We start from the raw sequence: 24,126 nt of genomic DNA, 5'->3' as shown, positions 1-24,126 counted from the left end.
GCACTGCCACCGGCGCTGCGCCGCGGGGAACCGTCCCGGTGACGGTTCCGCCCGCGTGCGCGCCGCCGCGGGCGAGGACGAGAACCATGCAACACCGCCTCGACGTCCAGGATTTCATCGACAATCACCGCTTTTCGGGCCTCCAGTGGAGGGTGCTCGGCTTCTGCTTCCTGGTCGTCGCGCTCGACGGCCTCGACACCGCCGCCATCGGCTTCATCGCACCGGCACTGGTGCAGGAATGGGGCATCCCGCGCGAGTCGCTCGGCCCGGTGCTGAGCGCGGCGCTGGTCGGGCTCGCGCTCGGCGCGCTGATCGCCGGGCCGCTCGCCGACCGCTTCGGCCGCAAGGCCGTGATCGTCTGGTCGGTGGTCTTCTTCGGCCTCGGTTCGCTCGCCTCGGCGCTGGCGGGCTCGGTCGGCGAGCTGACGCTGCTGCGCCTGCTCACCGGCATCGGCTGTGGCGCGGCGATGCCGAACGCGACCACGCTGATGTCGGAGTACGCGCCGGCGAAGCACCGCTCGGTGCTGGTGACGACGATGTTCTGCGGCTTCACGCTCGGCTCGGCCGCGGGCGGCTTCCTCGCCGCGAAGCTGATCCCGCTGTTCGGCTGGCACAGCGTGCTGCTGCTCGGCGGCGTGCTGCCGCTCGTCTTCGCGCTCGCGCTGCTGCGCTGGCTGCCCGAGTCGGCGCGCTTCCTGGTGCTGCGCCAGCGCCCGGCCGCGGAGGTCGCCGCGATCCTGCGCCGCATCGAACCCGCGCTGCCCGAAACCACGGAGTTCGTCATCCACGACCAGCTCCGCCACGCCGGCAAGACCGACTCGTCGATCGCCACCGTGCTGTCGCCCGAGCTGCGCTTCGGCACCGCGATGCTGTGGCTCGCATACTTCATGGGGCTCGCGGTGTTCTACCTCCTCACCGGCTGGCTGCCGACGCTGGTGAAGTCGGTCGGCTTCCCGTTCGACCAGGCGGCCATGGTCGGCGCGATGCTGCCGGTCGGCGGCACCGTCGGCGCGATCCTGTGCGGCTGGCTGATGGACCGCCTGAAGCCCCAGTGCGTGATCGCCCTGGCGTACGCCGCCGGCGCCGGGCTGATCTACGTGCTGTCGCGGCACTACACCGACCTGACGACGCTGCTGTGGCTGGTGTTCGGCACCGGGGTGTGCGTCAGCGGCGCGCAGACCTCGCTGAGCGCGCTCGCCGCCGGCTTCTACCCGACGCAGGGGCGCGCCACCGGTGTGGCCTGGATGCTCGGCTTCGGGCGCTTCGGGGCGATCTTCGGCACGCTGCTCGGTGGCGTGATGCTCGGTGCCGGCTGGCACTTCAGCAACATCTTCGCGATCCTCGCGCTGCCGACGCTGGTCGCGGCGGCGGCGATCGGCCTGAAGGGGCTGCGCTACCGCGCGCCGGGGGTGGCCGGGGCATGAGCGTACACCCGCGCTGAGGACGTGAAGGCGAGGCCGACCGGGGGACCGGCCGGCCTCGTGGCGTTACGGCCGCCGCCGCGTCAGTTCAGGCTCAGCCACACGAACTGGCGCGCCCCCAGCGTCACGCCGTCGCGCAGGTGGTAGTCGACGCCGCTGACGAGGTCGCGGGCGCTCGCCGGCAGCGCGCCGAAGGTGCCGGCGGCGAGCGCCTGCGGCGTGTCGGCGAAGTTGGCGAGGACGAGGACGGTGTGGTCGGCGCCCGGGCGCTGGTAGCCGAGCACGTGCGGATTGTGCGTCGCGAAGCCGATCAGGCGCCCGCCCGCCAGCGCCGGCGTGGCCTTGCGCAGCCGGATCAGGTGGCGGAAGCCCGCGTGGATGCGGCCGGCGTCGGTCGCCGCGTCCTCGCGCTCGGCGTAGCGCTGGGCGGGGTAGTGCGGCCGGTGCACCCAGCGGCTGTCGATGGCCTGGTGCGGATCGTCGGCGTAGGAGTAGTCGTTGAGCTGGCCGACCTCGTCGCCCAGGTAGAGCAGCGGAATGCCGCCCGTGCTGAGCGCGATCGAATAGGCGAGCAGCACGCGCTCGATGCCGCCGATGTCGCCGGCCTCGACGCCGGCGAGCGAGGCCGCGGTGCCGCAGATGCGGCAGTCGCCGGTCTTCGGGTTGTCCTGGAACGGCACGCCGCGGGCGAAGCTGCCGGGAAAGCGGTTGACGTAGAAGTTGTTGAGGAAGCGGCGATGCTCGAAGCCGTCGATGCCGAACTCGGCGGCGTCCTCGTCGGCGAAGGTCCAGCCGATGTCGTCGTGGCTGCGTACGTAGTTGACCCAGGCGCAGTCGCCGTCGATGTTGTGGCGCCGCTCCAGCGCCTGCGCCAGCAGGCGCGCGTCGCGGGTGGCGAGTCCTTCCCAGGTCAGCGCCATCTGCAGCGGGTTGTAGGAGATCTGGCATTCGCCGGGGCTGATGTACTCGACCACCTCGTCGGGGTGGACGATCGCCTCGGACTTGAACAGCAGCGACGGTGCCGCCAGCCGGCAGACGGCGTTGAACGCTTTGATCAGCGTGTGCGCCTGCGGCAGGCTTTCGCACGGCGTGCCGAGCTGCTTCCAGATGAAGGCGACGGCGTCCATGCGCAGGAAGTCGATGCCCTGGTTGGCGAGGAACAGCATCTCGCCCGCCATCGCCCGGAATACCGCCGGGTTGGCGTAATTCAGGTCCCACTGGAAGTGGTAGAACGTGGCCCAGATCCAGCGCCCGTCCGGCAGCTGCACGAAGGAGCCGGGGTGATCGTCGGGGAAGATCTCGCGCACCGTGCGCTCGTAGGCGTCCGGCAGGCTGCGGTCGGGGAAGATCCAGTAGAACTTCTCGTACTCGGCATCACCCGCCAGCGCCTGCTTCGCCCAGGCGTGCTCGTTGGAGGTGTGGTTGAAGATGAAGTCGACGACCAGCGAGATGCCGCTCGCGCGCAGCTCCGCCGCCAGCGCCTTCAACTGCTCCATCGTGCCGAGGGCGGGGTTGACGTCGCGGTAGCTCGACACCGCATAGCCGCCGTCGGAGTTCTTCTCCGGGCAGCGGAACAGCGGCATCAGGTGCAGGTAGGTGAGCCCCAGCTCGCGGAAGTACGGGATGCGCGCGCGCACGCCTTCGAGCGTGCCGGCGTAGCGGTCCACGTAGCACACGCCGCCCAGCATGCGGTTGGACTGGAACCAGTGCGGGTCCGCCTCGCGGGCGGCATCGATGGCCTTCAGCTCGGGCCCGCGCTCGCGCCAGCTGCGCGCGGCCATCACCACGAGTTCGGCCAGCTGATCGAGGAAGTCCTCGCGCTCGCCATACACCTCGGCGAACAGCGCGCACAGCGTCGGGAACTGCATGTGCAGCCGCGCCTCGAACGCCGCCCAGTCCGCGCCGCGGCGCCCGCTGCCGATGGCCGTCTTGAGCCGTTGCTCGACGTAGGCGAGGGCGGCCTTGATCTGCTGATGTCTGGCAAACACGATGTTTCCCCTGGTGGCGGGTTCGGCCCGCATGTCGTTCAGGCACGTTCTTTATGGGCGTCGGGCCCGGGCGCGTGCAGATAGCACGGAAAGCGGATCGGAATCCACCGTCTGGGCCGCGCCCGCCGGGCTCCGGCAGTGGGAAGGCGCGGCACACGCCGGACCCGATCGAATTCATCGCGGACGTCATCATCATGCGGCGCTTTCACCGGCGCCACGCCCGGGAACCCGATGTCCACTGTAGCGAACCGAAACGTGCTGCGGCTTTCTGGCCGGACGCAGGATCAGGACGCTTGGTTTATTTGGCAATCAGATACAGGCCAAGCAAAAGCATTACGATGCCCGCAAGTGCTTTGAGCCAGCGTCCCTCTTTTTCCTGAAGGCGGCGCTGACTCAGCGTGATGACGCCGATTGCGAGTATGACGATGTCATCCAGCATATATAAAAAAATATAAAGCAAGAGATAGCCATAATATGACCATTGATCCAATTCCCGAAGCGTCAGGATGCTCGTGTAGAGCGCCGGAAATCCTGCGGTACAGAGGAGTTCGACGAACTGCACGAGGATGGCGAGCACCACTGCGCCGGCAATCGCCGCGAGCATTCGCTTCTCATGCAAAATTCTCCGCAATCGTGCATAAAGCCCCGGTTTCGCCGCCGCCGGAATCGAGAGCGAGGGGCCACGACCCCATGTCCAGAAATCCTTGACGTTGACCAGTCCGGCAATGATGGCGATGGTTCCCAGGATGAGTTCCGACGGGCGCGACACGCCGACCAGGACGAACACATTGAGCCAGGCCGCCATGAAGGCGAAATACGCGATGCCCTGGATGACCACGAAGGTGCCGGCGATGGCCAGCATCCGTTTGCGGTCGCGGGTGGCTGCCAGAAGGGCGAGCATCATGACCAGCACCCACATCGAACACGGATTGAAGCCGTCCAGCAGCCCGATCATGACCGTAAACAGCGGTAAGCCAAGGTCCTGGACGCCAAACGTGTGCCCGAGCCATCGCACCGTCAGCGTATCGCCGGGGCCACCTGCCACGGCGCTGCAGCTATAGTCCGCCCGCGCGCAGGTCTGGCCGTCATCGCCATCCGCTGCGGGTTTGGGGGGGGCGAGTTCGAGCAGGGCTGCAATGTGCGCTCCACTCGTTTCTTCTCCGGCGAAGCCGACGATCAACTAGCCGCGCAGATAGAAACTGGGCACCCCGGGATTTGTAATGCCGTGCTCGACTGCCAGGGCGTCGAGACGTTCGCGGTTGGGCCGTTGTAAGACATCGAGGATCGAGATGGACAGGCCGGGTCGCCGTTCCTGCAAGCGCAGAAGAAACCCTTTGGCTTCTTCGCAGCGGGGGCATCCTTGCCGGACAAACACGATGACGTCTTCGGCGCCGGCGACTTCCGCGATCGCTGGTGTCGCCCTCGCCTGAGCCGTCAGACAATAAAGCGCCAAGCCAAGCATCCAGATCGCAGCGAACGGGAGCCATCTATCCGTCGGTAAGGTCGAGCGAGCAGTCATCGTAGCCAGTCTTGTGAGCTTGCCGTTCAGCCTGGATCGAAAGGGGTTGGAACGGGTTTCTGCCGGCCTGCTCCCGTTCAATGATCTGCCGGCGTGACGCGGCCGGGTATGGCGACCGGGATTTGGGCATTGCCGGTTCCCTGCGTCGTCAGTTTCAGGTGTCCGCGCAAAAGGGGCAATTGGGCTCGTCGGTCCGGACCGGGGGCGACCGTTCATCGCCGACCGGTCGACGAACGGCTGCACGCGCTGGACGAGGTGCGGGCGATGGCGCTGGCGGCGCGAGCGCGGCGTGGGGCTCGCCCGAAAACATCACGCGGACCCCCTATAGTGAGTTGGCGAGGCGGCCGGCGCATGCCGCCGCCGCAGGCCCACTCCGCTGCTGCAAGGAGCAAGGTGCGATGAACACCGACCCGGCGTGCGTTCCATCCCCCGTCCCGGCCGCCAGCCGCCGCGCATGGCCTGGCATCCCGCCCGCCGTCGCGGGTTGAACGCGGAGCAGGACGAGGTCGTCGCCAGGCTGGTCGGGCCACAGCGTGCGCAGGTGGTCGCGCACCTCGAAGCCGTGCTCGGCTGCGCGGCGCGCTGAGGGGGGACGATGGACACGGCGGGCAGGGGGCGGGCGACGGCGAAGCACGGCGAGGGCCAGGCCGGTGCGGCGGCGCCGGCACGCGCGGCACCTCCGGCACCGGCGAGCAATGCGAACTGGCTGCAGCTCGCGCTGGCCACCGCCCCCGGCAGCGGTGCGGCGGGCGGCCGGGCGGCGGCCGGCGCGGGCACGCCGCCCGGGGGGGCGCCGCTGCCGGCGGCGCTGCGCGCCGAGGCCGAGCCGCTGTTCGGCCGCGGCTTCGGTGACGTGCGGGTGCACGCCGATGCCGCCGGCGACGCCGTGGCGCGTGCCCATGGCGCGCGGGCGCTGACCTTCGGCACGCACATCGCGCTGCGTGCCGGGCACTACCGCCCGGCCGCGCACGCCGGCCGGGCGCTGCTGGTGCACGAGCTCGCGCACGTGGTGCAGGGGCGCGGCCAGCCGGCGGCCGCCGCGCTCGCCGCGCCGCTCGCGCGCGCACCGGCGACGAGTGCCGCCGAGCGCGAGGCGCGCGCGCTCGCGCGCGACTACGCCCGCGGCGCCGAGCGGCTGCGCCCGGCGGTGCGCGCACCGGCCGGGGTGCTGCACGCCGACGACGGCGAGAACGTCGAGATGGCGGACGAGGACGAGACGCTGCCGATCGCCTATCCCGAGGTGCTGAAGAAGAACCGCTACTGGTGGAACCGCCTGGGGCTAGCGCCGATCACGCCGTTCGGTTCGCTGAACCCCTGGGACTACCCGATCGCCTACGCCAACGAGACCTACCGCCTGCAGCGCTTCGCCCACGCGAGCGGCGCCGACCAGGAGATCTTCGGCGTGCCGCAGGACCCGGACGGCGTGTTCGGCGCGCGCACCTACGTGATGCTGCGGCGCATCGCCGAGGCCGCGCGCGACGATCCGAAGGTCGCCGAGGCGGTCGACAAGGCGCTGATCGGGCACCTGCTGCCGTCGATCCTCGCCGCCGACGCCAAGGCCGCCGACGAAGCCTGGAACCGCGCGCTGGCCGACATCTTCAAGGCGAAGTTCACGGTGCGCTGGAACGTCTCGGTCAGCAACACCGCGCTGTGGGACTTCTGGGAGCAGGCCTTCGTGCTCGGCGACGCCATGCGCGCGCGCACCGACACGCTGCTGTTCGACGGCAAGCCGCCGGAGGGCACCGAGGACGCCGACCGCTTCGCGATCCTGCGCCGGCTCTACGGCGAGGAGGCGCTGCCGGGCGTGGCCGCGCTGTTCGAGGCCGAGCGCGACTTCATCCACTTCTTCGACATCGAGCGCCTGGGCGACACCGCGAAGCAGCCGAAGGGCTCGACCTGGAACGCCTACCTCGGCCTCGCCGGGCCGGACGTGGTCGACGCCGCGCTCGACCAGCTCGGGCTGGAACCGCCGGAGGGCGAGAAGACCGACCGCCTGCTCGCCGAGATCCACGCCAGCGAGGCCGATGCCACGGGCACGAAGAAGCCCAGGAAGGCGGGCAAGCCGCACATCGCGGCGCTGGGGCTGGTGTATTTCCTGCCCAAGCGCAGCGCCGAGCAGATCGGCGAGGCGGTGCGCGCGCACTTCTACCAGAAGCAGCTCGGCGAGGCGGCGACCGAGCAGGCGGCGGCCGAGTGGCTCGCCGGCTTCTCCGAGAAGATCGAGACGCGGCTCAAGGGCAAGCCCGACATCGAGGACTACGACACCCTGCTCGAACTGCTGGCGGGGCCGGCCGGTGCGCCGGTGCGCGACGCCGGCAAGGCCGAGGCGCTGGCGGCGCGCGCCGAGGAGACGCTCGGCCTGGTGCTGAAGATCGGCAGCGACGCCACGCCGACCTTCCTGCCGTGGCCGAACATCCGCCAGCTGCGCCAGAAGGGCATCGAGAACGCCAAGCGCATGCTGCGCTTCGGCGTGTTCAAGCCGCCGAAGGATTCGCCGCTGAACCTCGACAAGGAGGGCTTCACCGCGCGCCGGGTCGACGACAGCTCGGTGGAGCTCGCGCGCACGGTGTCGCAGCTGACCTGGGACTCCGAGAAGGGCGAGGGCCACGGCAACGTCTGGGCCGACTGGAAGTACTTCGACAAGGAGACCTACGGCAACCTCGAACCGGTGCACCTGCGCCTCGGCGAGCTCGACCCGCACACCACCTTCTGGGTCAAGCGCTACCGCGACGTGATCGGCGAGAACGAGTGGATCGTGCAGGACCTGTGGCTGCTCGGCGGCAACCTCCCCGAGGTGTCCAAGCAGTTGTGGGAGAAGGTCAACGCCGAGGCGATCATCGGCCTGATCGACGCCGCGCTGTCGCTGGTCGCCGCCGGCGCGCTGGTCGCCGGGCCGCTGATCGCGCTCGAGGCCGGCGCGGCCTCGGCGGCGACCGCGATGACCACCGGCCAGATCGCGCTGACGCTGACGCGCGCCTTCCTGCAGCGCGCGTTCTGGTTCGTCGTCAGCGAGTACCTGGCGCAGAAGTTCCTCGACCTCGACCACAGCATCAGCACCGAGAAGGACAAGTACACCGACAGCGACCGCGAGCATTGGCGCTACTTCAAGATCGGCCTGCTGGTGCTCGCCGGCACGCTGCTGCTGCGCCAGGCCTGGCGCGGCCTGAAGGCCGGCTCGTCGGCGGCGCTGCGCGCCTCGCTGGCCGAGATCGAGAAGGAGATGCTGAAAGCCGAGCTGAAGACCGAGGGCGCGGCGGCGGGTGCCGCCGGGCGCGGGCTGACGCAGGCGGAGCTGGCCGTCGGCAAGCGCGCGAACGAACTGGTGGAGGCCGTCGGCGGCGCCGAGGCGAAGACCGTCGCCGGCGAGGTCGCCGCCGAGACCGCGGTCAAGGGCGCGAGCGTCACCGACCGCATCGTCGCCGCCGGGCCGACCATCGCCGAGCGCGTCAGCGCCATCGCCGCCGACGCCGCCGGCACCCCCTACCTGCAGTACGGCGGGCAGCCGGTGCGGCAGTTCATCGCGCTGCTGAAGGGCCAGCTCGAGCGCCTGGCGCCGGCCGCGCGCGGCGCCACCGGCGCCGAGCTCGACCTGATCGACACGCAGGTGCGCGAGCTCGAGGCCGCGCTCGCCGGCGGCACGCGCCAGGCCGCCGACGCCGCGGTGCAGGCCGAGATCGGCCGCCTGCTGACGCGCCTGGAGGGCATCGCCGGCAAGCAGGGGCTGGCGAGCCTCGACGAGCTCACCGCGCGCTCGATGCTGAGCTTCATGTTCGGCTCGAAGAGCGTGCCGGTGCAGGCCGAACTCGACAAGTTCGTCGACGAGGCGTGGAAGCTCCTGAAGGGCAAGAACCGCCCCACGGCGGTGATCGACGCGACGATCCCGAAGGACACCAGCGGCTGGTTCAAGGCCTGGGTCGGCAAGTTCGGCGAGATCGCGACGAGCGCGCGCGCGCAGACCCGCGGCCAGCTCGCCGACACCGCCTACCACGAGGCGATGCACGCCAGGCTGCGCGAGCTGTTCCCGTTCCTGCGCGAAGGCGCGACCAAGAACCCGGCGCTGCGCACCACCTTCCGCCACCTCGACGAGATCATCGCCTACGCCTTCGGCGGCGTCGGCCGCATCCGCCACGGCGCCTCGGTCGCCGACAAGCTGATCGGCGTGGTCGAGATCCTCGGCAGCCCGTGGATCGCCTACGGCTCGGCGAACAACTTCCTGGAGGCGGTGCCGGGCATCGTCCGCGACGCGATCCTGTTCACGCTCTACATCTACGCGCTGGTGCGCTTCGCCGAGTCGCGCCAGCCGGCGCCGCCGAGCCAGCCGCAGGGCGGCACGACCGGACCGTGAGCGGCGAGGCGCGGCGGCTCGCGCAGGCGCTGCGCTGGCTGCAGGCCGCCATCGTCGCGGCCCGTGCAGCCGGTGCCGACGACGCGGCGCTGTGGCAGGTGCTGGCGACGCAGCCGTACCCGCCGCTGCCGGGGTGGATCGCCGCGCTCGCGGAGCTGCCGCGGGCGCGGCGTGTCGCCAGCGCGGCCGGGCCGGCGTGGCGCCTGCGCGCGCGCCTGGCCTGCTGCAGCGAGCCGGTGCCGGTGCAGGTGCTGCTGCTGCCAGTGGCGGCGGTGACGCTGCACGCGGGCGCCTGGCCGGCCTTTGCCGCCGTCGCCGCGCGCTTCGCGCTCGAGCGCATCTGCCGGGCGCGCGGCTGGCGCTTCCCGCAGGACCTGAACGCGCCCGAGCGCGCCGCCTTCGTCTGGGCACTGCCCTGGGCCGGCGTGCCGCCGCTCGCGCTCGACGCCGCCAGCCGGCAGCGCCTGCGCTTCGACGCCGCGGCAGGGCGGCTGGCGCTCGCCGGCACCTGGACGGCGAACGGTCGGCCGGGGCGGGTCGAACTCGCCTGGTCGGCGCTTACCCTCGCGGTCACGCCGCTCGCCGGCGCAGGCGGGCTACGCTGAGGGGGCGCGGTGCGCGCGCAAGCCCGATGCGAGGAGGAGCGATGTGGAGCGAGACCCGCCTGCGCCGGCCCGCGCCGGCATCGCCAGCCGCGGCGCAGCCGCACCGCAGCGACGCCGCGCACGCGGCCAATCCGCACTGGGCGCGCTTCGCGACCGCCGCGCAGTGCGCACGCCCGCAGGCGGCCGCGGCCGATGCGGCCGAGCGCGAGGCCGAGGCGAATGCCGCGCGCGCCGCGCACGGCGCGGCGCTGGCGGCGCCGTCGGCCCGCCCGCCGGCCGCCGCCGGCGGCGAACCGCCCGTCGGCGGTGAAGCCCTGCACGCCGGCGAGCGCGCTGCGATGGAGGCGCGTTTCGGCGCCGATTTCGGCGGCGTGCGCGTCCACGCCGACGCCGCGGCAGCATCGGCCGCCCGCGGGCTCGGCGCGACCGCCTTCACCGTCGGCGAGCACATCGCCTTCGCCGCCGGCGCCTACCGCCCGGGCAGCGAGCCCGGGCGCGCGCTGCTCGCGCACGAGCTCACCCACGTGCTGCAGCAGCGCGCCGCCGCGCCGGCGCTGCAGCGCCAGGACGCGCCGGCCGCCGCCACGCCGCCGCCGGGCACGCTCGCCGACGTGCGCGGCTTCGTCGACCACCCGGGTGACGAGCCCGATGCGACGCTCGCCGCCGCGATGCGCCTGTGGGATCGCTACCGCGCGCGGGTGACGGTGGCCGCCGTCACCTTCCGCGTGCTGCCGGAAGGCGAGCGCGAGTCGCACCTCGGCAGCGCGCATCGCATCGGCGGGCGCTCGACGTGGGAAGGCGCCACCCCGGTGATCGAGCTGCCGCAGGCGGTGCTCGACGACATCGCCGGGTACCTGCGCGTGCGCGGCACGCCGGCGGCGAGCGTCGGCGACACCGAGACGCCGGACGACGCCGAGCAGGCGGCGCAGGTGCGCGTGCAGCGGGCGCCGCTGGAGCGCGCGCACGAGGCGGTGCGCCTGATCGGCCACGAGCTCTATCACCTGTACCGCGAGCGCAGCGGTCATCCGGGCAACCCGGTGCAGCCGGTGTTCGAGCGCGAGGCGCAGGCGCAGCTGGCGCAGGTGCGGGCGAACTGGGTGGCGTGGCTGCGCGATGCGCCGCCGGCTTCGCTGCGCGCCGAAGGCATCCCGGCCGGCACCCGCATCACGCGCTGGGAGGACATCCCGCAGGCGGTGCGCGATTCGATCGAGCAGGGCACGGTGCGGACGATGGTCATCGACCCGCTGTACCAGCGCAGCGCCTACCTGGTCGAGGAGATCTACACCAAGCTCGAGGAGCTTTCGTACCTGCGCGTGCAGCAGCGCGACACCACGGCGAGCATCCGCCAGCCCTCGCTGAGCGAGGTGAGCCAGCTCGCGAACCTGATCTACTTCCTGCACAACGTGCTGCACAGCCAGGCCGACGACAGCGGGCTGCTGACGCCGGCGCTGCTCGCCGAGACCGACGCCGCGATCCTCGCCGAGCTGCGCCGGCGCTACCCGGCCGCCGCCGGCCGCCGCTACGACGCGTACGAGGTCGTGTTCTACCTCAGCGCGATCAACGGCGGCCTGCCGCCGCACTACGACAGCGCCGGGCACCTGCTGTCGCGGGTGCCCGGCGCGCGCCTGCCGCCCTGAGCCCGCGACGGCGGCTCAGTCGGCGAGCAGCGTGCCGGGCTTGCGGTAGGCCAGGCGCTCGCGCCCGGCGATCATGCACAGGCGCTGCCCCGGGCGTACCAGCCGGGTGACCGCCTCGACCGCGAACAGCAGGCCGCTGGTGGTGGCGAGCACCGGGGTGCGGTGCTCGGTGTCGGCGTCGAGGTCGACGATCTCGGCGACCACCTCGCCGGCGGCGACCTCGTCGCCGATCCAGCGCCGGTACAGCACCAGGCCCGGCACCGGGGCGCGCAGCGTGTCGACCGCATCGAGCGCGGCGACCAGCGGCTCGGTCGCCGGCGCGGCGCTGACCCGCGCGGTCAGGCTGAGCGCGCCGATGGCGACCATGTAGCGCAGCAGGCCCTCGGCGTCGGCGCCGGCGAGCGCGTCGCTGACGTCCTCCTTGCCGCGCAGCTCGACGGTGGCGGCGAAGCAGCCGGGGCCGAGCGGCGCGCCGCTCGCCGCGGCGAGCTGCAGCCACGGCAGCGAGCAGGCGGCGTCGAAGGGCGCGCCGCCGGCCTCGTCCTCGAGCAGCAGCACGGCGGCCCCGAGCGCGCGCGCGAGCAGGCGGCCGTTCGCCGCGTGCGCAGCGGCGGTGTAGAGGTGCAACAGCGCCGCACCGTCGCAGTGCAGGTCGAGCACGTGGTCGGCGTCGATCGCCAGGCCGAGCAGCGCGCGCTTGAGCTGTTCGGCCTCGCGCTCGGCCGGCGCCTCGGCGGCGAGTTCGGCGAGGCTCGCGCGCACCAGCGCGGCGTTGGCGGCGACATCGTCGCCGAGCCGCCCGCGCGCGTGGGCGATCAGCGGCGCGCCGAGATCGGGAAAGCCGCGGTTGAAGTTGCTGCCGGTCTCCAGGTCGAAGCGGCCGGGCTGGCGCGCCAGCACCTGCTGGGCGAGGCCGATCGGGTTCGCCACCGGCACCATCACCACCTCGCCGCAGACCTGCCCGGCAGCGTCGAGGGCATCAAGGCGCGCGCGCAGGTGGCGTGCGACCAGGAGCGCCGGCAGCTCGTCGGCGTGCAGCGCGGCCTGCAGGTAGATCTTCGGCCGCGCCCCGGGCATGCCCCAGCGGCACACGCTGAGGCTGCGACGGGTACCGGGCGCAGCGGCGGGCAGGAGGAGGGGGCTGACGGTGCTGGGCATGATCGCGGCTCGGCAGGGGGCAGACTCCAATCCTAGTGCGGCGCGGCCGCGCCGGCCGTGCCGGCACCGCGGCGCGCGCCGGCGCGGTGCGCGGTGCTCACGGCGCCGGGCAGCGTGCAGCGAAGGCTTCGGCATCGAAACCGACGCTGACGGTTCCGTCGGGCCACTCGACCACCGGGCGCCTGATCAGCGTCGGCTGCGCCAGCAGCAGGGCACGGGTGGCCGCGGCGTCGAGGTGCGTGCGCGCCGCCTCGGGCAGGCGCCGCCAGGTGGTGCCGCGGGTGTTGAGCAGGCGCTCGGTGCCGAGCGCGGCGATCCAGGCGTCGAGCCGCTCGGGCGCGAGCCCGTCGCGGCGCAGCTCGTGGTAGCGCGGCGCGGCGCCGCGCTCGGCGAACCAGGCGCGGGCCTTGCGGACGGTGGCACAGGTGTCGATGCCGTAGAGCGTGATCGTCATGGCGTGGCCGGAGGTGGAAGCGGGGGCGCGGATGCTAGCAGCCCGGCGCGTCGCCCGCCGCCCGGCCCGATCACGCGCGGTTGCGGTGCATGGCGGCATCCGGCAGCCTTGCAGGAACACGTGGCGCGTGCACCACGTGCGAGCTGCAGGGAACGCCACCCTTTCCGCTACCGTGAGCGACCCTGCCGTGAGTGTGTCCGAACCGCACCCGGGCTGCGACGACCCGTCCGGCCCCGCCTCTTCGCCGTCGACGGAGGCCCCGGCCGACGCGCCCGCCACGTCCGGGGAGCCGCTCGGCCTGTACGCCCAGGCGTTCGAGCACTGCCACGAGGCGATCGCGATCACCGATGCGCGGCGCTGCATCGTCGCGGTCAACCGTGCCTTCACGACGCTCACCGGCCATGCGGCGGCAGCCGTGGCGGGGCAGGCACTGCTCGATCGCGTCGCACCGCGGCGGCGGCCGGAACTCGACGCCAGCCTGTGCACCGCGCTCGCGCTGAACGGCACCTGGCAGGGCGAACTGCCGGGCCGGCGCGACGACGGCAGCGACTGCCCGCTGTGGCTCAGCCTGACCGAGGTGCGCGACGCCACCGGCACGCCGCAGCACTGCATCGCGATCCTGCTGGACATCAGCGAGCGCAAGGCGAACGAGGCGCGCATCCACTACCTGGCGCATTTCGACGCGCTCACCGGCCTGCCCAACCGGGTGCTGCTGCACCAGCGCCTGGCCCGGGCGACGGCGCGCGCGCGCCGGGCGGGCTGGAAGGTCGCGGTGCTGTTCCTCGACCTCGACCGCTTCAAGACCGTCAACGACTCGCTCGGCCACGATGCCGGCGACCAGCTGCTCACCGAGGTCGCGGGCCGGCTCAGGCGCAGCGTGCGCGAGGAGGACACCGTCGCCCGCCTCGGCGGCGACGAGTTCGTCATCGTCGTCGAGCGCCTGCAGCGCGACATGGACGTGGCGCTGATCGCCGACAAGGTGCTGCGCGTGGTGGGCGCGCCGCTGACCATCGCCGGCCACGAACTGCGCGTGAGCACCAGCATCGGCATCAGCCTGTTCCCCGAGCCCAGCGCCGATGCCGACGCGCTGATCCGCAACGCCGACACCGCGATGTACCACGCCAAGCAGGCGGGGCGGGACAACTTCCAGTTCTTCAGCGAGGACATGAACGCGCGCGTGCTGGCGCGCCTGACGATCGAGAACGGCCTGCGCCATGCGCTCGAACGCGGCGAGTTCGCGATCTACTACCAGCCGCAGGTGGCCCTCGCCGATGCCCGCCTGACCGGCCTGGAGGCGCTGCTGCGCTGGCACGCCGCCGACGGCACGGTGGTGCCGCCGGACCGCTTCGTGCCGATCGCCGAGGAGTCGGGGCTGATCGTGCCGATCGGCGAGTGGGCGCTGCGCGAGGCGTGCCGGCAGGCGCGGCGCTGGCGCGATGCCGGGCTCGCCACGGTGCCGGTGGCGCTGAACCTGTCGGCGGTGCAGTTCCACCGTGCCGAGATCGCCACCGTGCTGCACGATGCGCTGTGGGAGAGCGGGCTGGAGCCGCGGCACATCGCGCTGGAGGTCACCGAGAGCACGCTGATGGACGCCGACGTGGCGGCCGCGACGCTGGAGCAGCTGCACGAACTCGGCGTCGCGCTCGCGATCGACGATTTCGGCACCGGCTATTCGAACCTGGGCTACCTGAAGCGCTTCCCGATCGACCGGCTGAAGATCGACCGCTCCTTCGTGCGCGACATCGTCACCGACCCCAACGACGCCGCGATCGTGTGCGCGGTGATCCGGCTCGCCCACACGCTGGGGCTGCGGGTGGTCGCCGAAGGGGTGGAGACGGTCGAGCAGCTCGACTTCCTGCGCCGGCAGGGCTGCGACGAGGCGCAGGGCTACCTGTTCAGCCCGCCGCTGCCGGAGGCCGCGGTCACCGCCCTGCTGCAGGACGGTGGCTTCGGGCCGCAGGCGCGCTGAGCTGGGGGCCGCGGGCGGCGCTCAGTCGCGCAGCAGTTCGTTCAGCCCGACCTTGCTGCGCGTGCGCTCGTCGACCTGCTTGATGATCACCGCGCAGTACAGGCTGTGCGAGCCGTCGGGCGCCGGCAGCGAGCCCGACACCACCACCGAGCCCGGCGGCACACGGCCGTAGCTGACCTCGCCGGTCAGCCGGTTGTAGATCTTGGTGCTCTGGCCGATGAACACGCCCATCGAGATCACCGAGCCCTCGCCGACCACGACGCCCTCGACGACTTCCGAACGCGCGCCGATGAAGCAGTTGTCCTCGATGATGGTCGGCCCGGCCTGCAGCGGTTCGAGCACGCCGCCGATGCCGACGCCGCCCGACAGGTGCACGTTCTTGCCGATCTGCGCGCACGAGCCGACCGTCGCCCAGGTGTCGACCATGGTGCCGCTGTCGACGTAGGCGCCGATGTTGACGTAGCACGGCAGCAGCACCACGCCGGGGGCGACGTAGCTGCCGCGGCGCGCCATCGCGTTCGGCACCACGCGCACGCCGGCGGCGCGGAACTGCTCCTCGGTCCAGCCGGCGAAGCGCGGCTCGACCTTGTCGTAGTACTGCAGGTCGCCGCTGCCGATCACGCGGTTGTCGTTCAGGCGGAACGACAGCAGCACGGCCTTCTTCAGCCACTGGTTCACCACCCAGTCGGTGCCGACCTTCTGCGCCACGCGCAAGTCCCCGCTCTGCAGCCGGTCGAGCGCCTCCTCGACCGCGGCCTTGACCTCGGCCGGATGGCGCTGCGGGGTGAACTCGGCACGGTGCTCGAAGGCATCTTCGATCAGGACTTGCAGGCGGGTCATGCGCTTCTCCTTCGGGGACGGTGGTTTCACAGCGTAGCGACGAAACGGCGGATGCGCTCGGCCGCTTCGACGCACGCGGCGAGCGGCGCGACCAGGGCGATGCGGACACGCTGCGCGCCCGGATTGCCGGCGGCGCCGTCGCGGGCGAGGTATTCGCCCGGCAGCACGGTGACGTTCTGCGCCGCGAACAGGCGCCGGGCGAACTCGCTGCCCGGCAGCGGCGTGCGCGGCCACAGGAAGAAGCCGGCGGCCGGCCGCGGCACCTCGAGCACCGGCGCGAGGATGTCGAGCGTCGCGTCGAGCTTGGCGCGGTAGAGCGCGCGGTTGGCGACGACGTGGGCCTCGTCGTTCCAGGCGGCGACGCTCGCCGCCTGGGTGTGGCCGGGCATCGCGCAGCCGTGGTAGGTGCGGTAGCGCAGGAAGCCCTCGATCAGCGCGGCGTCGCCGGCGACGAAGCCCGAGCGCAGGCCGGGCAGGCTGGAGCGCTTCGACAGGCTGTTGAACACCAGGCAGCGGGCGAAGTCGTGCCGGCCGAGCCGCGCGCAGGCTTCGAGCAGGCCGATCGGCGGCGCGTCGTCGTCGAAGTGGATCTCGGAGTAGCACTCGTCGGCGGCGATCACGAAGTCGTGCGCGTCGGCCAGCGCCAGCAGGCGTTCGAGCGTCGCGAGCGGCGTCACCGCGCCGGCCGGGTTGCCCGGCGAGCACAGGTACAGGAGTTGGCAGCGCTCCCACACCGCCGCGGGCAGCGCGTCGTAATCGGGCAGGAAGCCCGAGTCCGCGGGGGTGTCGAGGTAGTACGGCTCGGCCCCGGCGAGCAGCGCCGCGCCTTCGTAGATCTGGTAGAAGGGGTTCGGCATCAGCACCAGCGGCGCCGGCGTGCCGCGCGCGACGACGGCCTGGGCGATGGCGAACAGCGCCTCGCGGGTGCCGTTGACCGGCAGCACCTGCCGTTCGGGGTCGAGCAGGCCGGGGGGCAGGTCGTAGCGCACGCTGGCCCAGCGCGCGATGGCCTCGCGCAGCGGCGCGCCGCCGCGCGTCAGCGGGTACGACGACAGCGCGCCCAGGTTCGCGGTGAGGGCCTCGAGCGCGAGCGCCGGCGCCGGGTGCTGCGGCTCGCCGATCGACAGCGCGATGTGCGCGAGCCCGGCCGGCGGCGTCAGCCCGGCCTTGAGCCGGTTGAGCCTGTCGAAGGGGTAGGGCTGAAGGCGCGCCAGATCGGGGTTCATCGGTGTGCCGGGGCTGGCCGAAAGGGGCGCCGAGTATAGCGAAGCCCCGCCACCCCCCCAAGCCGCGCCGGCGGCATGCTAAGCTTGTGCGTGGTTCACCACCCGTTCGTCGACGATGCTTCTCCGCCGCCTGTCACTGACCGCCGCCGCTATCCTGCTCGCCACCGCCTGTGCCCCCGGTGGGCACGAGCCGTCGCAACCCTACCCCGAACTCGCCGGGCCGCTCGACTACGCCGACCTCGTGCTGGTGAAGAAGAGCGAGCGGCGCCTCTACCTGCTGAAGAACGGCAAGCCGCTGCGCAGCTACAAGGTCGCGCTCGGCCGCGAGCCGGTCGGGCGCAAGCAGATCGCGGGCGATGGGCGTACCCCCGAAGGCAACTACGTCATCGACCGGCGCAACCCGAACAGCCGCTACTACAAGGCGCTGCACATCTCCTACCCGGAGGTGCCCGACCGCATCCGCGCCGCGCAGATCGGGGCCTCGCCCGGCGGCGACATCCTGATCCACGGCCAGCCGAGCGATCCGCGCAAGGCCAAGCCCTACCTGCAGAGCATCGACTGGACCGAGGGCTGCATCGCCGTGCACAACCGCGAGATGGACGAGATCTGGCTCGCCGTGCGCGACGGCACCCCCATCCGCATCGAACCCTGAGCCTGCTGCCGCAGGCAACAAAAAACCCGGCCGTGGCCGGGTTTTTTGTTGCCTGCGTCGCCTCAGCGCACGCGCGTGCTGGTGCGCTTGCGGGGCGTGACCACGCGCGGCGGCGTGTCGGCCATCGCGATGAGTTCGGGCGGCGTGGTCGGCCGGCCGCTCGCGGTGAGCATGGCGAGGGTGCCGTTGGGCACCCAGATGCGGGCGCCGCCGGGCAGCATCGCGCGGCCTCCGGCCGCCGCGCTGCTCCACGCCGGGTTGAGCGTCTCCAGGCGGTCGAGCGAGATGCCGTAGTAGCTCGCCAGGTGCGAGGCCGAGGTGGGACGGTCGAGCTGCAACTGCTCGCCTTCGAGCGGCTTCAGCATCACCAGCCCTTCCTTGAAGTAGACGAGGGGCTCACCGGCGATCTCGCGCGCGGCTAGGAACTGCGCGTAGAAGTTGCGCGATGCGAAGCCGAAGCTCGGGCCGTCGTACTCGCGCACGATCCGCCCGAAGTCGCTGCCGTACTGCGAACGCGCGCGCGCCATGCCGCCGACGCCGTGGTTGTACGAGGTGATCGCGAGCGCCCAGTCGCCCAGCCGCTGGTAGGCGTCGGCGAGGTAGCGCGAGGCGCCACGCGCCGCGGTGACCGGATCGAGGCGCTCGTCGGTGGCCGGGTGCAGCACCATGTAGTTGCGGGCGGTGGACGGCATGAACTGCCAGATGCCGGCGGCACCGACCGAGGAGCGCGCGTTCGCCTGGAACGACGACTCGACGTGCGGCAGGTAGGCGAGGTCCTCGGGCACGCCGGCCTCGCGGAAGATGCCGCGGAAGCGGCTGTCGTAGCGGCCGCTGATCTCGACGCCGCGCTTGAAGCGCTCGCGGATGCCGCGCTGCGCGCGCAGCCGCTCGGCGCTGCCGGTGATGCCGGCCGCCCCGGCGCTGCTGGCGACGATGCGGGCGCGGAGCTTCTTCTCGCCGTCGTCGAGTGCCTCGCCGGCGACGGTCTTGCGTTCGAGCTCGCGCAGGCGCGCCTCGAGCGCCGCCTTGCGCTCGCGCAGCAACTGCCGGTCGCCGTCGCCGAGCCCCTCGCGGGCGCCGCCGGGCAGGTCGACCACCTCGTAGACCAGGTCGAGGTAGCGGTCGTCGTGCAGCGCGTACTGGCCCAGGCTCCAGGTGGAGTAGACCTTCTTCCAGAACTCGACCGGCGCGCGCAGCTCCGCCGGCGCCGGGAACGGCCCGGCCCGCACGTAGCGGGCGTTGGGGTCCGATGACGTGTCGACCGATGCGCAGGCCGCGAGCACGACGGCGGCGGCGAGCGCGAGCGCCAGCCGGCGCAGGCGTGGGACGGAGATCATGGCAATCGGGCTCCCTGGACCAAGCCGTCGGCACGCATGCGTCCGGGCGACGCGCGGCGCGGGCTTCGTGTTGGTTATGGCGCTCTTATAGACGTCGTCGCAGGCGCTTGGCAACGCCGGCGGCGCACGGAATCACTCGCTGTTCCAGTTGCCGATGTCGGTGTCGACGCCCTCGCCGCCGACGTTGCCGTCGGCGCCCAGCGAGTAGACGTCGAACGGGCCGTGCTGGCCCGGCTGCTGGTACTGGTAGGCACGCCCCCAGGGGTCCTTGGGGATGCCCGCCAGGTAGCCGCCCTCGCGCCAGGCGTTGGGTTCTGGGGCCTCGGTGGGGCGGTGCACCAGGGCTTCGAGCCCCTGCGCGGTGGTCGGGTAGCGGCCGTTGTCGGCCTTGTAGCGCGTCAGCGCTTCCTGCAGCGCGAGCACGTCGACGCGCGCGCGGCGCACCCGCGCTTCGTCGGGGCGCTCCATCACGCGCGGCACGATCAGCACGGTGGCGATGATCAGGATGATCGCCACCGCGAAGGTCTCGATCGCGGTGAAACCGTGCTGGCGGCGGCGGAGGGGAAGGCAGGTCATCGGGCGCGGGCTCGTCGGTGGCGGCGGGCGCGGCGGATCATAGCAGAGGCGTTCGCGCTGGCGCGGCGCTGTCACGCAAGCATCACTGCGGCTTCACTGCGCTGCAACTGCGGGTGTCCAGGCTCAGGCGATCGTTCTTCGCCACGCCCGAGGTCGCCCATGTCCGCGTCGATCGCCGTTCCCGCCACCCCCGTCCGTGCCGCTTCCGCCGCAGGCCGCGCCACCGCGCGCCTGCAGGTGAGCCTGGCGGCCTCCGACGCCGAACTGCGCGAGTCGCAGCGCCTGCGCTACCGCGTGTTCGCCGAGGAGATGGGCGCGCGGCTGCACAACACGCTGCCGGGCCACGACCACGATGCGCTCGACGTCTACTGCCGCCACCTGCTGGTGCGCGACGGCGCGAGCGGCGAGCTGATCGGCAGCACGCGCATCCTCACCGATGCCTCGGCGCAGGCCGCCGGTGGCTTCTACTCGGACGGCGAGTTCGAGCTCGCGGCGATCCGCGCGCTGCCCGGGCGCGTGATGGAGATCGGCCGCACCTGCGTGCACCGCGACCACCGCAACGGCGCGACCATCGCGACGCTGTGGGCCGGCCTCGCCGCCTTCGTCGCCGAGCACGGCATCGCCTACCTGATCGGCTGCGCCAGCGTGCCCTGCGCCGACGGCGACGCGCGGGCGATCTACGCCGACCTCGCGCCGCGCCACCTGACGCCGCCGGCGCTGCGCGTCACCCCGCGCCGGGCGCTGCCGCCCACCGCCGCGCCGCGGCGCGACTACGTGCTGCCGCCGCTGCTGAAGGCCTACCTGCGGGTGGGGGCGCAGATCGGCGGCGAGCCCTGCTTCGACCCCGACTTCGACTGCGCCGACCTGTTCATCGTGCTCGACACGGTGAACCTGGAGCGCCGCTACGCGCGTCACTTCCTCGGGCGGGACGCCTGATGGACGGTGTGGCGCGCGCCTGGCGCCGCGGCTGGCGCCTGCCGCTGGTGCTGCTGCACCTGCTGCTCGGCGCGCTGGTCGCAGCCTGCCTGCCGGGCCGCGGCGAGCGCGTGCCCTCGGCGTGGCCGATGGTGCTGTGGTGCCGCGTGCTGTGCCGCATCCTCGGCCTGCGCCTGACCGTGTACGGCGACCCGCTGCCGGGGCGGGCGCTGCTGGTCGCGAACCACGTGTCGTGGCTCGACATCCTGTGCATCGCCGCGGTCTGCCCGACGCACTTCCTGGCCAAGCAGGAGGTGGCGGGCTGGCCGCTTATCGGCTGGCTGTGCCGGCGTGCCGGCACGGCCTTCATCCGCCGCGGCGACGAGCGCGGTGCGCGTGACGCCGCCGAGCGCCTGACCTGGCGGCTGCGCCGCCGCGGCGGGCGGGTGCTGGTGTTCCCCGAGGGCACCTCGACCGACGGCCGCGGCGTGCGCCGCTTCTTCCCGCGGCTGTTCCAGGCGGCGATCCGCGCACGCTGCCCGGTACAGGCGCTCGCGCTGCGCTACCCGCACGCCGGCGGCGTGCACCCGGCGGTGCCCTTCGTCGGCGACGACGCCTTCGTCGCGCACCTGTGGCGCGTGCTCGGTGCCGGCGGGCTGCATGCGGAGCTGCACTTCCTCGACGCCCTGCCGCCGACGCTGTCGCGCGACGAACTCGCGCGGCGCAGCCACGCGCAGGTCCTGGCGGTGGTCGGCGGGCAGGGGTGGCCCGATCAGGCGCCGGGGAGCGCGGCGATCACGTAGACGTCGTAGCGGGTGTTGGGGCTCGCGATCTCGAAACTCGGCGCGCGGCCGGCCAGCGGTTCCGCCTGGCGCGGGCGCTTGACCACCACGCGCCGGCGCGCGCAGGCCAGCGCCGGTGCCAGCAGCGCGTCGGCGTCGGGATCGTCGCCGAGCAGCGCGCGGAACTGGCGCATTTCCTTCTTCACCAGCGCCGAGCCGCGGCGGTGCGGGTACATCGGGTCGAGGTAGACGACGTCGGGCGCTTCCGTGGCGGGCAGCGTGGCGAGCCAGCGGGCGGCGTCGGCGTGGACGAGGCGCAGGCGCGCGCGTACCCAGTCACCGATCCCGGCATCGGCCGCGGCCCGGCGCAGGCCGTCTTCGAGCAGCGCGGCGATCGCCGCGCTGCGCTCCACCAGGCGCACTTCACAGCCGAGGCTCGCCAGCACGAAGGCATCGCGGCCGAGGCCGGCGGTCGCGTCCACCACCGTGGGGCAGGCGCCGTGTTTGAGCCCGACCGCCCGCGCCAGCGGCTGCCCGCGCCCGCCGCCGAAGCGGCGCCGGTGCGCGCTGGCGCCGCCGCTCCAGTCGACGCGGATCGGGCCCGGGGCGTCGGGTCCGCCGGCGACGAGCGCGAGACCGTTGTCGTCCAGCACCAGCGCGAACGCGTGTGCCGTCGCGGCGGCGGCTGCGAACGGCAGCCGGTAACGCGCCGCGAGGGCGGCGGCGGTGGCGGCGAGGGCGGGGGATGCGGCGGTGACGACGAGGTGCATGGGCGCGGCACGCTAGCGGCTCGGTGCGCGCCCGACAAGCGGATCGGCATGGCAAAAAATACGGGGGTACCGGAGTACCCCCGCGAACCTGCCTCAGGAGATCAAACGAGCTTGCCTGGATGTGTCGCCGGTCTTACGGCCGGCTAGCATCCGCGAGACACAGACCGCCAAACCTGCATCCCGAGATGGATGAGACTCCTTTCCGGCGAGGGGCGCGTTGATCTGAATCAAGAGAATGCCTGCCACAAACGACGAGGCCGCCCGGGGGGCGGCCTCGTCGGCGCGGGGCGCGCGGACGCGATCAGGCGGCCGGGGCGATCGCCTTGCGCGAGGTCTTCACGACCGCCTTCGGCGCGGGCTCGACGCCGAACTCGGCGACCAGCGCCTCGAACTCGGCCTTGAAGCCGGCGCTCAGGTCGGCGAAGGCCTTGGCGTCGTCGACCAGCTTCTGGCGCAGCGTCTCGGCGGCGCTGACCTGGGCCTCGGCGAAGGCCTTCAGGCTGTCGGCGTCGCTGACATCGGTGGCCGCCTGCAGGCGCGCCAGCGCGAAGTCGGCGTAGCTCTGGGCGGTGGCGAACTGGAACGCGACCAGCTTTTCCAGGTTGGCGACGAACAGCTTGTTCGCCTTGGTGGCCGGGGCCAGGTAGCTCTGGGCCTTGGCGACGATCTCGTTGAACAGGTCGGTGTTGTACATGGCGCTTACCTCATCAGTGGGTATGTGTAGGTGGATGTTGCGACGCAGCATAACAGAGTGTTTTGTGCATCGCAACATCAAGGCGCCGGATGCCGCGCGGCGGTGGGAAACGCCACCAGGTGTTCGGCCTCGATGCGCAGGCGCACGCGGCTGCCCGGGCGGTAGTCGAGGTGGCTGGGGAACAGCGCCAGCAGTTCGTGCGCGCCGTCGACGCTGAGGCTGTAGAGCGTCTGCGCGCCCTTGAAGGCGCGCGCGGTCACGGTGGCGGCGAGCGGCCCGGCGGGGTCGTGGACGACGTCGTCGGGGCGCAGCAGGACGTCGAGCGCGGTGCCGTCGGCCCACAGGTAGGCGCGGCTCGACTGCAGCGTGCCGAGCGGGGTTTCGAGCGCGTCGCTGCCGCGCAGCCGCGCCGGCAGGAAGCGGCCCTGGCCGATGAACTCCGCCACGTAGCGCTCGGCCGGCTCGTGGTAGAGGTTGAAGGGGGTGTCCCACTGCAGCAGGCGTCCGTCACGCATCACGCCGACGTGTTCGCCGACGGCGAAGGCCTCCTGCTGGTCGTGGGTGACCAGCACGCCGGTCGTGCCCTCGGCGCCGAGGATGTCGCGCACCTCGCGCGCGAGGCGTTCGCGCAGTTCGGTGTCGAGGCTGGAGAAGGGCTCGTCGAGCAGCACCAGGCTCGGCCGCGGCGCCAGCGCCCGGGCGAGCGCCACGCGCTGCTGCTGGCCGCCGGAGAGTTCGTGCGGATAGCGACGGCCGAAGCCGGCGAGGCCGACCAGCTCCAGCAGTTCCGCGACGCGCCGCTCGCGCGCCGCGCCGGCCTGCGCGCGCAGGCCGAAACCGATGTTGTCGGCGCTGTTCAAATGGGGGAACAGCGCGAGGTCCTGGAACACCATGCCGATGCCACGCCGTTCCGGCGGCAGCGTCGTCCCGGGGGCGCTGACCAGCGCACCGGCGACGCGGATGCTGCCGGCGTACACCGGCTCGAAGCCGGCGATCGCGCGCAGCGCCGTGGTCTTGCCGCAGCCGCTCGGGCCGAGCAGGCAGGCCAGCGTGCCGCGGCGCAGGCGGAAGGCGAGGTCGTGCACCACGGTGCGGCCGTGGTGGCGGCATTCGATGTGGTCGAGTTCGAGCTGGAAGTCCATGGTCCTCCGGTGCCGGAGCGGGGGCCCCGCGCGGTTGGAAGGGTGGGCGGTCTATGTCACCATCCGCGCGCTTGCGGCGTTGCGCCGGGGTGGCAG

The 24,126-nt window shown here is 72.5% G+C and carries 21 protein-coding genes; 9 read left to right on the top strand and 12 right to left on the bottom strand.

The window, feature by feature from the left end:
- Nucleotides 1–86: 86 nt before the first annotated feature.
- Entirely contained in the window at nucleotides 87–1,424 is a 1,338-nt protein-coding gene (locus EV699_RS11320) for an aromatic acid/H+ symport family MFS transporter (RefSeq protein WP_132542729.1), read from the top strand.
- A gap of 80 nt (nucleotides 1,425–1,504) precedes the next feature.
- Here the strand turns inward: EV699_RS11320 and EV699_RS11315 are convergent, their stop codons facing one another.
- The 3 genes from EV699_RS11315 to EV699_RS20220 form a co-directional block, all read right to left on the bottom strand.
- Nucleotides 1,505–3,442: an alpha-amylase family glycosyl hydrolase gene (locus tag EV699_RS11315; protein WP_132542727.1), complete on the bottom strand. Its 1,938-nt coding sequence runs from the start codon at nucleotides 3,440–3,442 to the stop codon at nucleotides 1,505–1,507.
- Nucleotides 3,443–3,707: 265 nt separating this feature from the next.
- A complete protein-coding gene (locus EV699_RS11310) occupies nucleotides 3,708–4,589 on the bottom strand; it encodes an NrdH-redoxin (RefSeq protein ID WP_243662638.1) in 882 nt (293 codons plus the stop codon).
- On the bottom strand, nucleotides 4,590–4,928 hold the full coding sequence (locus EV699_RS20220; protein WP_243662637.1) for a hypothetical protein: 339 nt from the start codon (nucleotides 4,926–4,928) through the stop codon (nucleotides 4,590–4,592).
- Nucleotides 4,929–5,343: 415 nt separating this feature from the next.
- Here EV699_RS20220 and EV699_RS19955 point away from each other — a divergent pair, with 415 nt between their 5' ends.
- From EV699_RS19955 to EV699_RS20215, 4 genes are read left to right on the top strand one after another with little or no spacing between them, the layout of a single operon-like run.
- Nucleotides 5,344–5,514, top strand: a complete 171-nt coding sequence (locus EV699_RS19955; protein ID WP_165904104.1) for a hypothetical protein — start codon at nucleotides 5,344–5,346, stop codon at nucleotides 5,512–5,514.
- A gap of 9 nt (nucleotides 5,515–5,523) precedes the next feature.
- Complete coding sequence (locus tag EV699_RS20100) at nucleotides 5,524–9,273, top strand: eCIS core domain-containing protein (RefSeq protein WP_132542725.1); 3,750 nt, start codon at nucleotides 5,524–5,526, stop codon at nucleotides 9,271–9,273.
- A complete protein-coding gene (locus EV699_RS11300; RefSeq protein ID WP_132542723.1) occupies nucleotides 9,270–9,878 on the top strand; it encodes a hypothetical protein in 609 nt (202 codons plus the stop codon). Before EV699_RS20100 ends, EV699_RS11300 begins: the two co-directional genes overlap by 4 nt.
- 41 nt (nucleotides 9,879–9,919) lie before the next feature.
- Nucleotides 9,920–11,515: an eCIS core domain-containing protein gene (locus tag EV699_RS20215; RefSeq protein ID WP_243662636.1), complete on the top strand. Its 1,596-nt coding sequence runs from the start codon at nucleotides 9,920–9,922 to the stop codon at nucleotides 11,513–11,515.
- 15 nt (nucleotides 11,516–11,530) lie between these two features.
- Here the strand turns inward: EV699_RS20215 and EV699_RS11290 are convergent, their stop codons facing one another.
- Entirely contained in the window at nucleotides 11,531–12,673 is a 1,143-nt protein-coding gene (locus tag EV699_RS11290) for a succinylglutamate desuccinylase/aspartoacylase family protein (RefSeq protein WP_165904103.1), read from the bottom strand.
- A gap of 97 nt (nucleotides 12,674–12,770) precedes the next feature.
- Nucleotides 12,771–13,127 (bottom strand): Spx/MgsR family RNA polymerase-binding regulatory protein, encoded by a 357-nt coding sequence (locus tag EV699_RS11285; RefSeq protein ID WP_132542719.1) that lies wholly within the window; start codon nucleotides 13,125–13,127, stop codon nucleotides 12,771–12,773.
- Nucleotides 13,128–13,314: 187 nt separating this feature from the next.
- On the opposite strand from EV699_RS11285, the gene EV699_RS11280 reads away from it, so the two are divergent.
- Complete coding sequence (locus EV699_RS11280) at nucleotides 13,315–15,096, top strand: putative bifunctional diguanylate cyclase/phosphodiesterase (RefSeq protein ID WP_165904102.1); 1,782 nt, start codon at nucleotides 13,315–13,317, stop codon at nucleotides 15,094–15,096.
- A 21-nt stretch (nucleotides 15,097–15,117) separates the two neighbouring features.
- Here the strand turns inward: EV699_RS11280 and dapD are convergent, their stop codons facing one another.
- Complete coding sequence (gene dapD, locus EV699_RS11275; protein WP_132542715.1) at nucleotides 15,118–15,936, bottom strand: 2,3,4,5-tetrahydropyridine-2,6-dicarboxylate N-succinyltransferase; 819 nt, start codon at nucleotides 15,934–15,936, stop codon at nucleotides 15,118–15,120.
- Between the two features lie 26 nt (nucleotides 15,937–15,962).
- Nucleotides 15,963–17,162, bottom strand: a complete 1,200-nt coding sequence (gene dapC / locus EV699_RS11270) for a succinyldiaminopimelate transaminase (protein WP_132542713.1) — start codon at nucleotides 17,160–17,162, stop codon at nucleotides 15,963–15,965.
- Between the two features lie 115 nt (nucleotides 17,163–17,277).
- Here dapC and EV699_RS11265 point away from each other — a divergent pair, with 115 nt between their 5' ends.
- The gene (locus EV699_RS11265) at nucleotides 17,278–17,814 is read left to right on the top strand and encodes a L,D-transpeptidase family protein (protein WP_132542711.1); all 537 of its coding nucleotides are present in this window, start codon (nucleotides 17,278–17,280) and stop codon (nucleotides 17,812–17,814) included.
- A gap of 62 nt (nucleotides 17,815–17,876) precedes the next feature.
- Here the strand turns inward: EV699_RS11265 and EV699_RS11260 are convergent, their stop codons facing one another.
- Nucleotides 17,877–19,151 carry a lytic transglycosylase domain-containing protein gene (locus tag EV699_RS11260; RefSeq protein WP_132542709.1) on the bottom strand — a complete coding sequence of 425 codons (1,275 nt, stop codon included), beginning with the start codon at nucleotides 19,149–19,151 and terminating at the stop codon, nucleotides 17,877–17,879.
- 132 nt (nucleotides 19,152–19,283) lie between these two features.
- Nucleotides 19,284–19,727, bottom strand: a complete 444-nt coding sequence (gene gspG / locus EV699_RS11255; RefSeq protein WP_132542707.1) for a type II secretion system major pseudopilin GspG — start codon at nucleotides 19,725–19,727, stop codon at nucleotides 19,284–19,286.
- Between the two features lie 159 nt (nucleotides 19,728–19,886).
- Here gspG and EV699_RS11250 point away from each other — a divergent pair, with 159 nt between their 5' ends.
- Together EV699_RS11250 and EV699_RS11245 are read left to right on the top strand one after the other, a co-directional pair.
- The gene (locus EV699_RS11250) at nucleotides 19,887–20,663 is read left to right on the top strand and encodes a GNAT family N-acetyltransferase (RefSeq protein WP_132542705.1); all 777 of its coding nucleotides are present in this window, start codon (nucleotides 19,887–19,889) and stop codon (nucleotides 20,661–20,663) included.
- Nucleotides 20,663–21,445 (top strand): lysophospholipid acyltransferase family protein, encoded by a 783-nt coding sequence (locus EV699_RS11245; protein ID WP_132542703.1) that lies wholly within the window; start codon nucleotides 20,663–20,665, stop codon nucleotides 21,443–21,445. The genes EV699_RS11250 and EV699_RS11245 overlap by 1 nt, the downstream gene beginning before the upstream one ends.
- On the opposite strand, the gene EV699_RS11240 is transcribed toward EV699_RS11245, so the two are convergent.
- The 3 genes from EV699_RS11240 to EV699_RS11230 all read right to left on the bottom strand — a co-directional run bounded on the left by EV699_RS11240 (nucleotide 21,415) and on the right by EV699_RS11230 (nucleotide 24,030).
- Nucleotides 21,415–22,194 carry a class I SAM-dependent methyltransferase gene (locus EV699_RS11240; RefSeq protein ID WP_132542701.1) on the bottom strand — a complete coding sequence of 260 codons (780 nt, stop codon included), beginning with the start codon at nucleotides 22,192–22,194 and terminating at the stop codon, nucleotides 21,415–21,417. The two genes, EV699_RS11245 and EV699_RS11240, sit on opposite strands and share 31 nt — an antisense overlap.
- 301 nt (nucleotides 22,195–22,495) lie before the next feature.
- Entirely contained in the window at nucleotides 22,496–22,888 is a 393-nt protein-coding gene (locus EV699_RS11235; protein WP_165904101.1) for a phasin family protein, read from the bottom strand.
- Nucleotides 22,889–22,965: 77 nt separating this feature from the next.
- Nucleotides 22,966–24,030 carry an ABC transporter ATP-binding protein gene (locus EV699_RS11230; protein ID WP_132542697.1) on the bottom strand — a complete coding sequence of 355 codons (1,065 nt, stop codon included), beginning with the start codon at nucleotides 24,028–24,030 and terminating at the stop codon, nucleotides 22,966–22,968.
- Nucleotides 24,031–24,126: the final 96 nt, after the last annotated feature.

This window comes from Plasticicumulans lactativorans, assembly GCF_004341245.1.
GTDB classification, from domain to species: domain Bacteria; phylum Pseudomonadota; class Gammaproteobacteria; order Competibacterales; family Competibacteraceae; genus Plasticicumulans_A; species Plasticicumulans_A lactativorans.
Note: the sequence above shows the minus strand (reverse complement) of the source record. Positions and strands in the feature narration are given on the sequence as shown.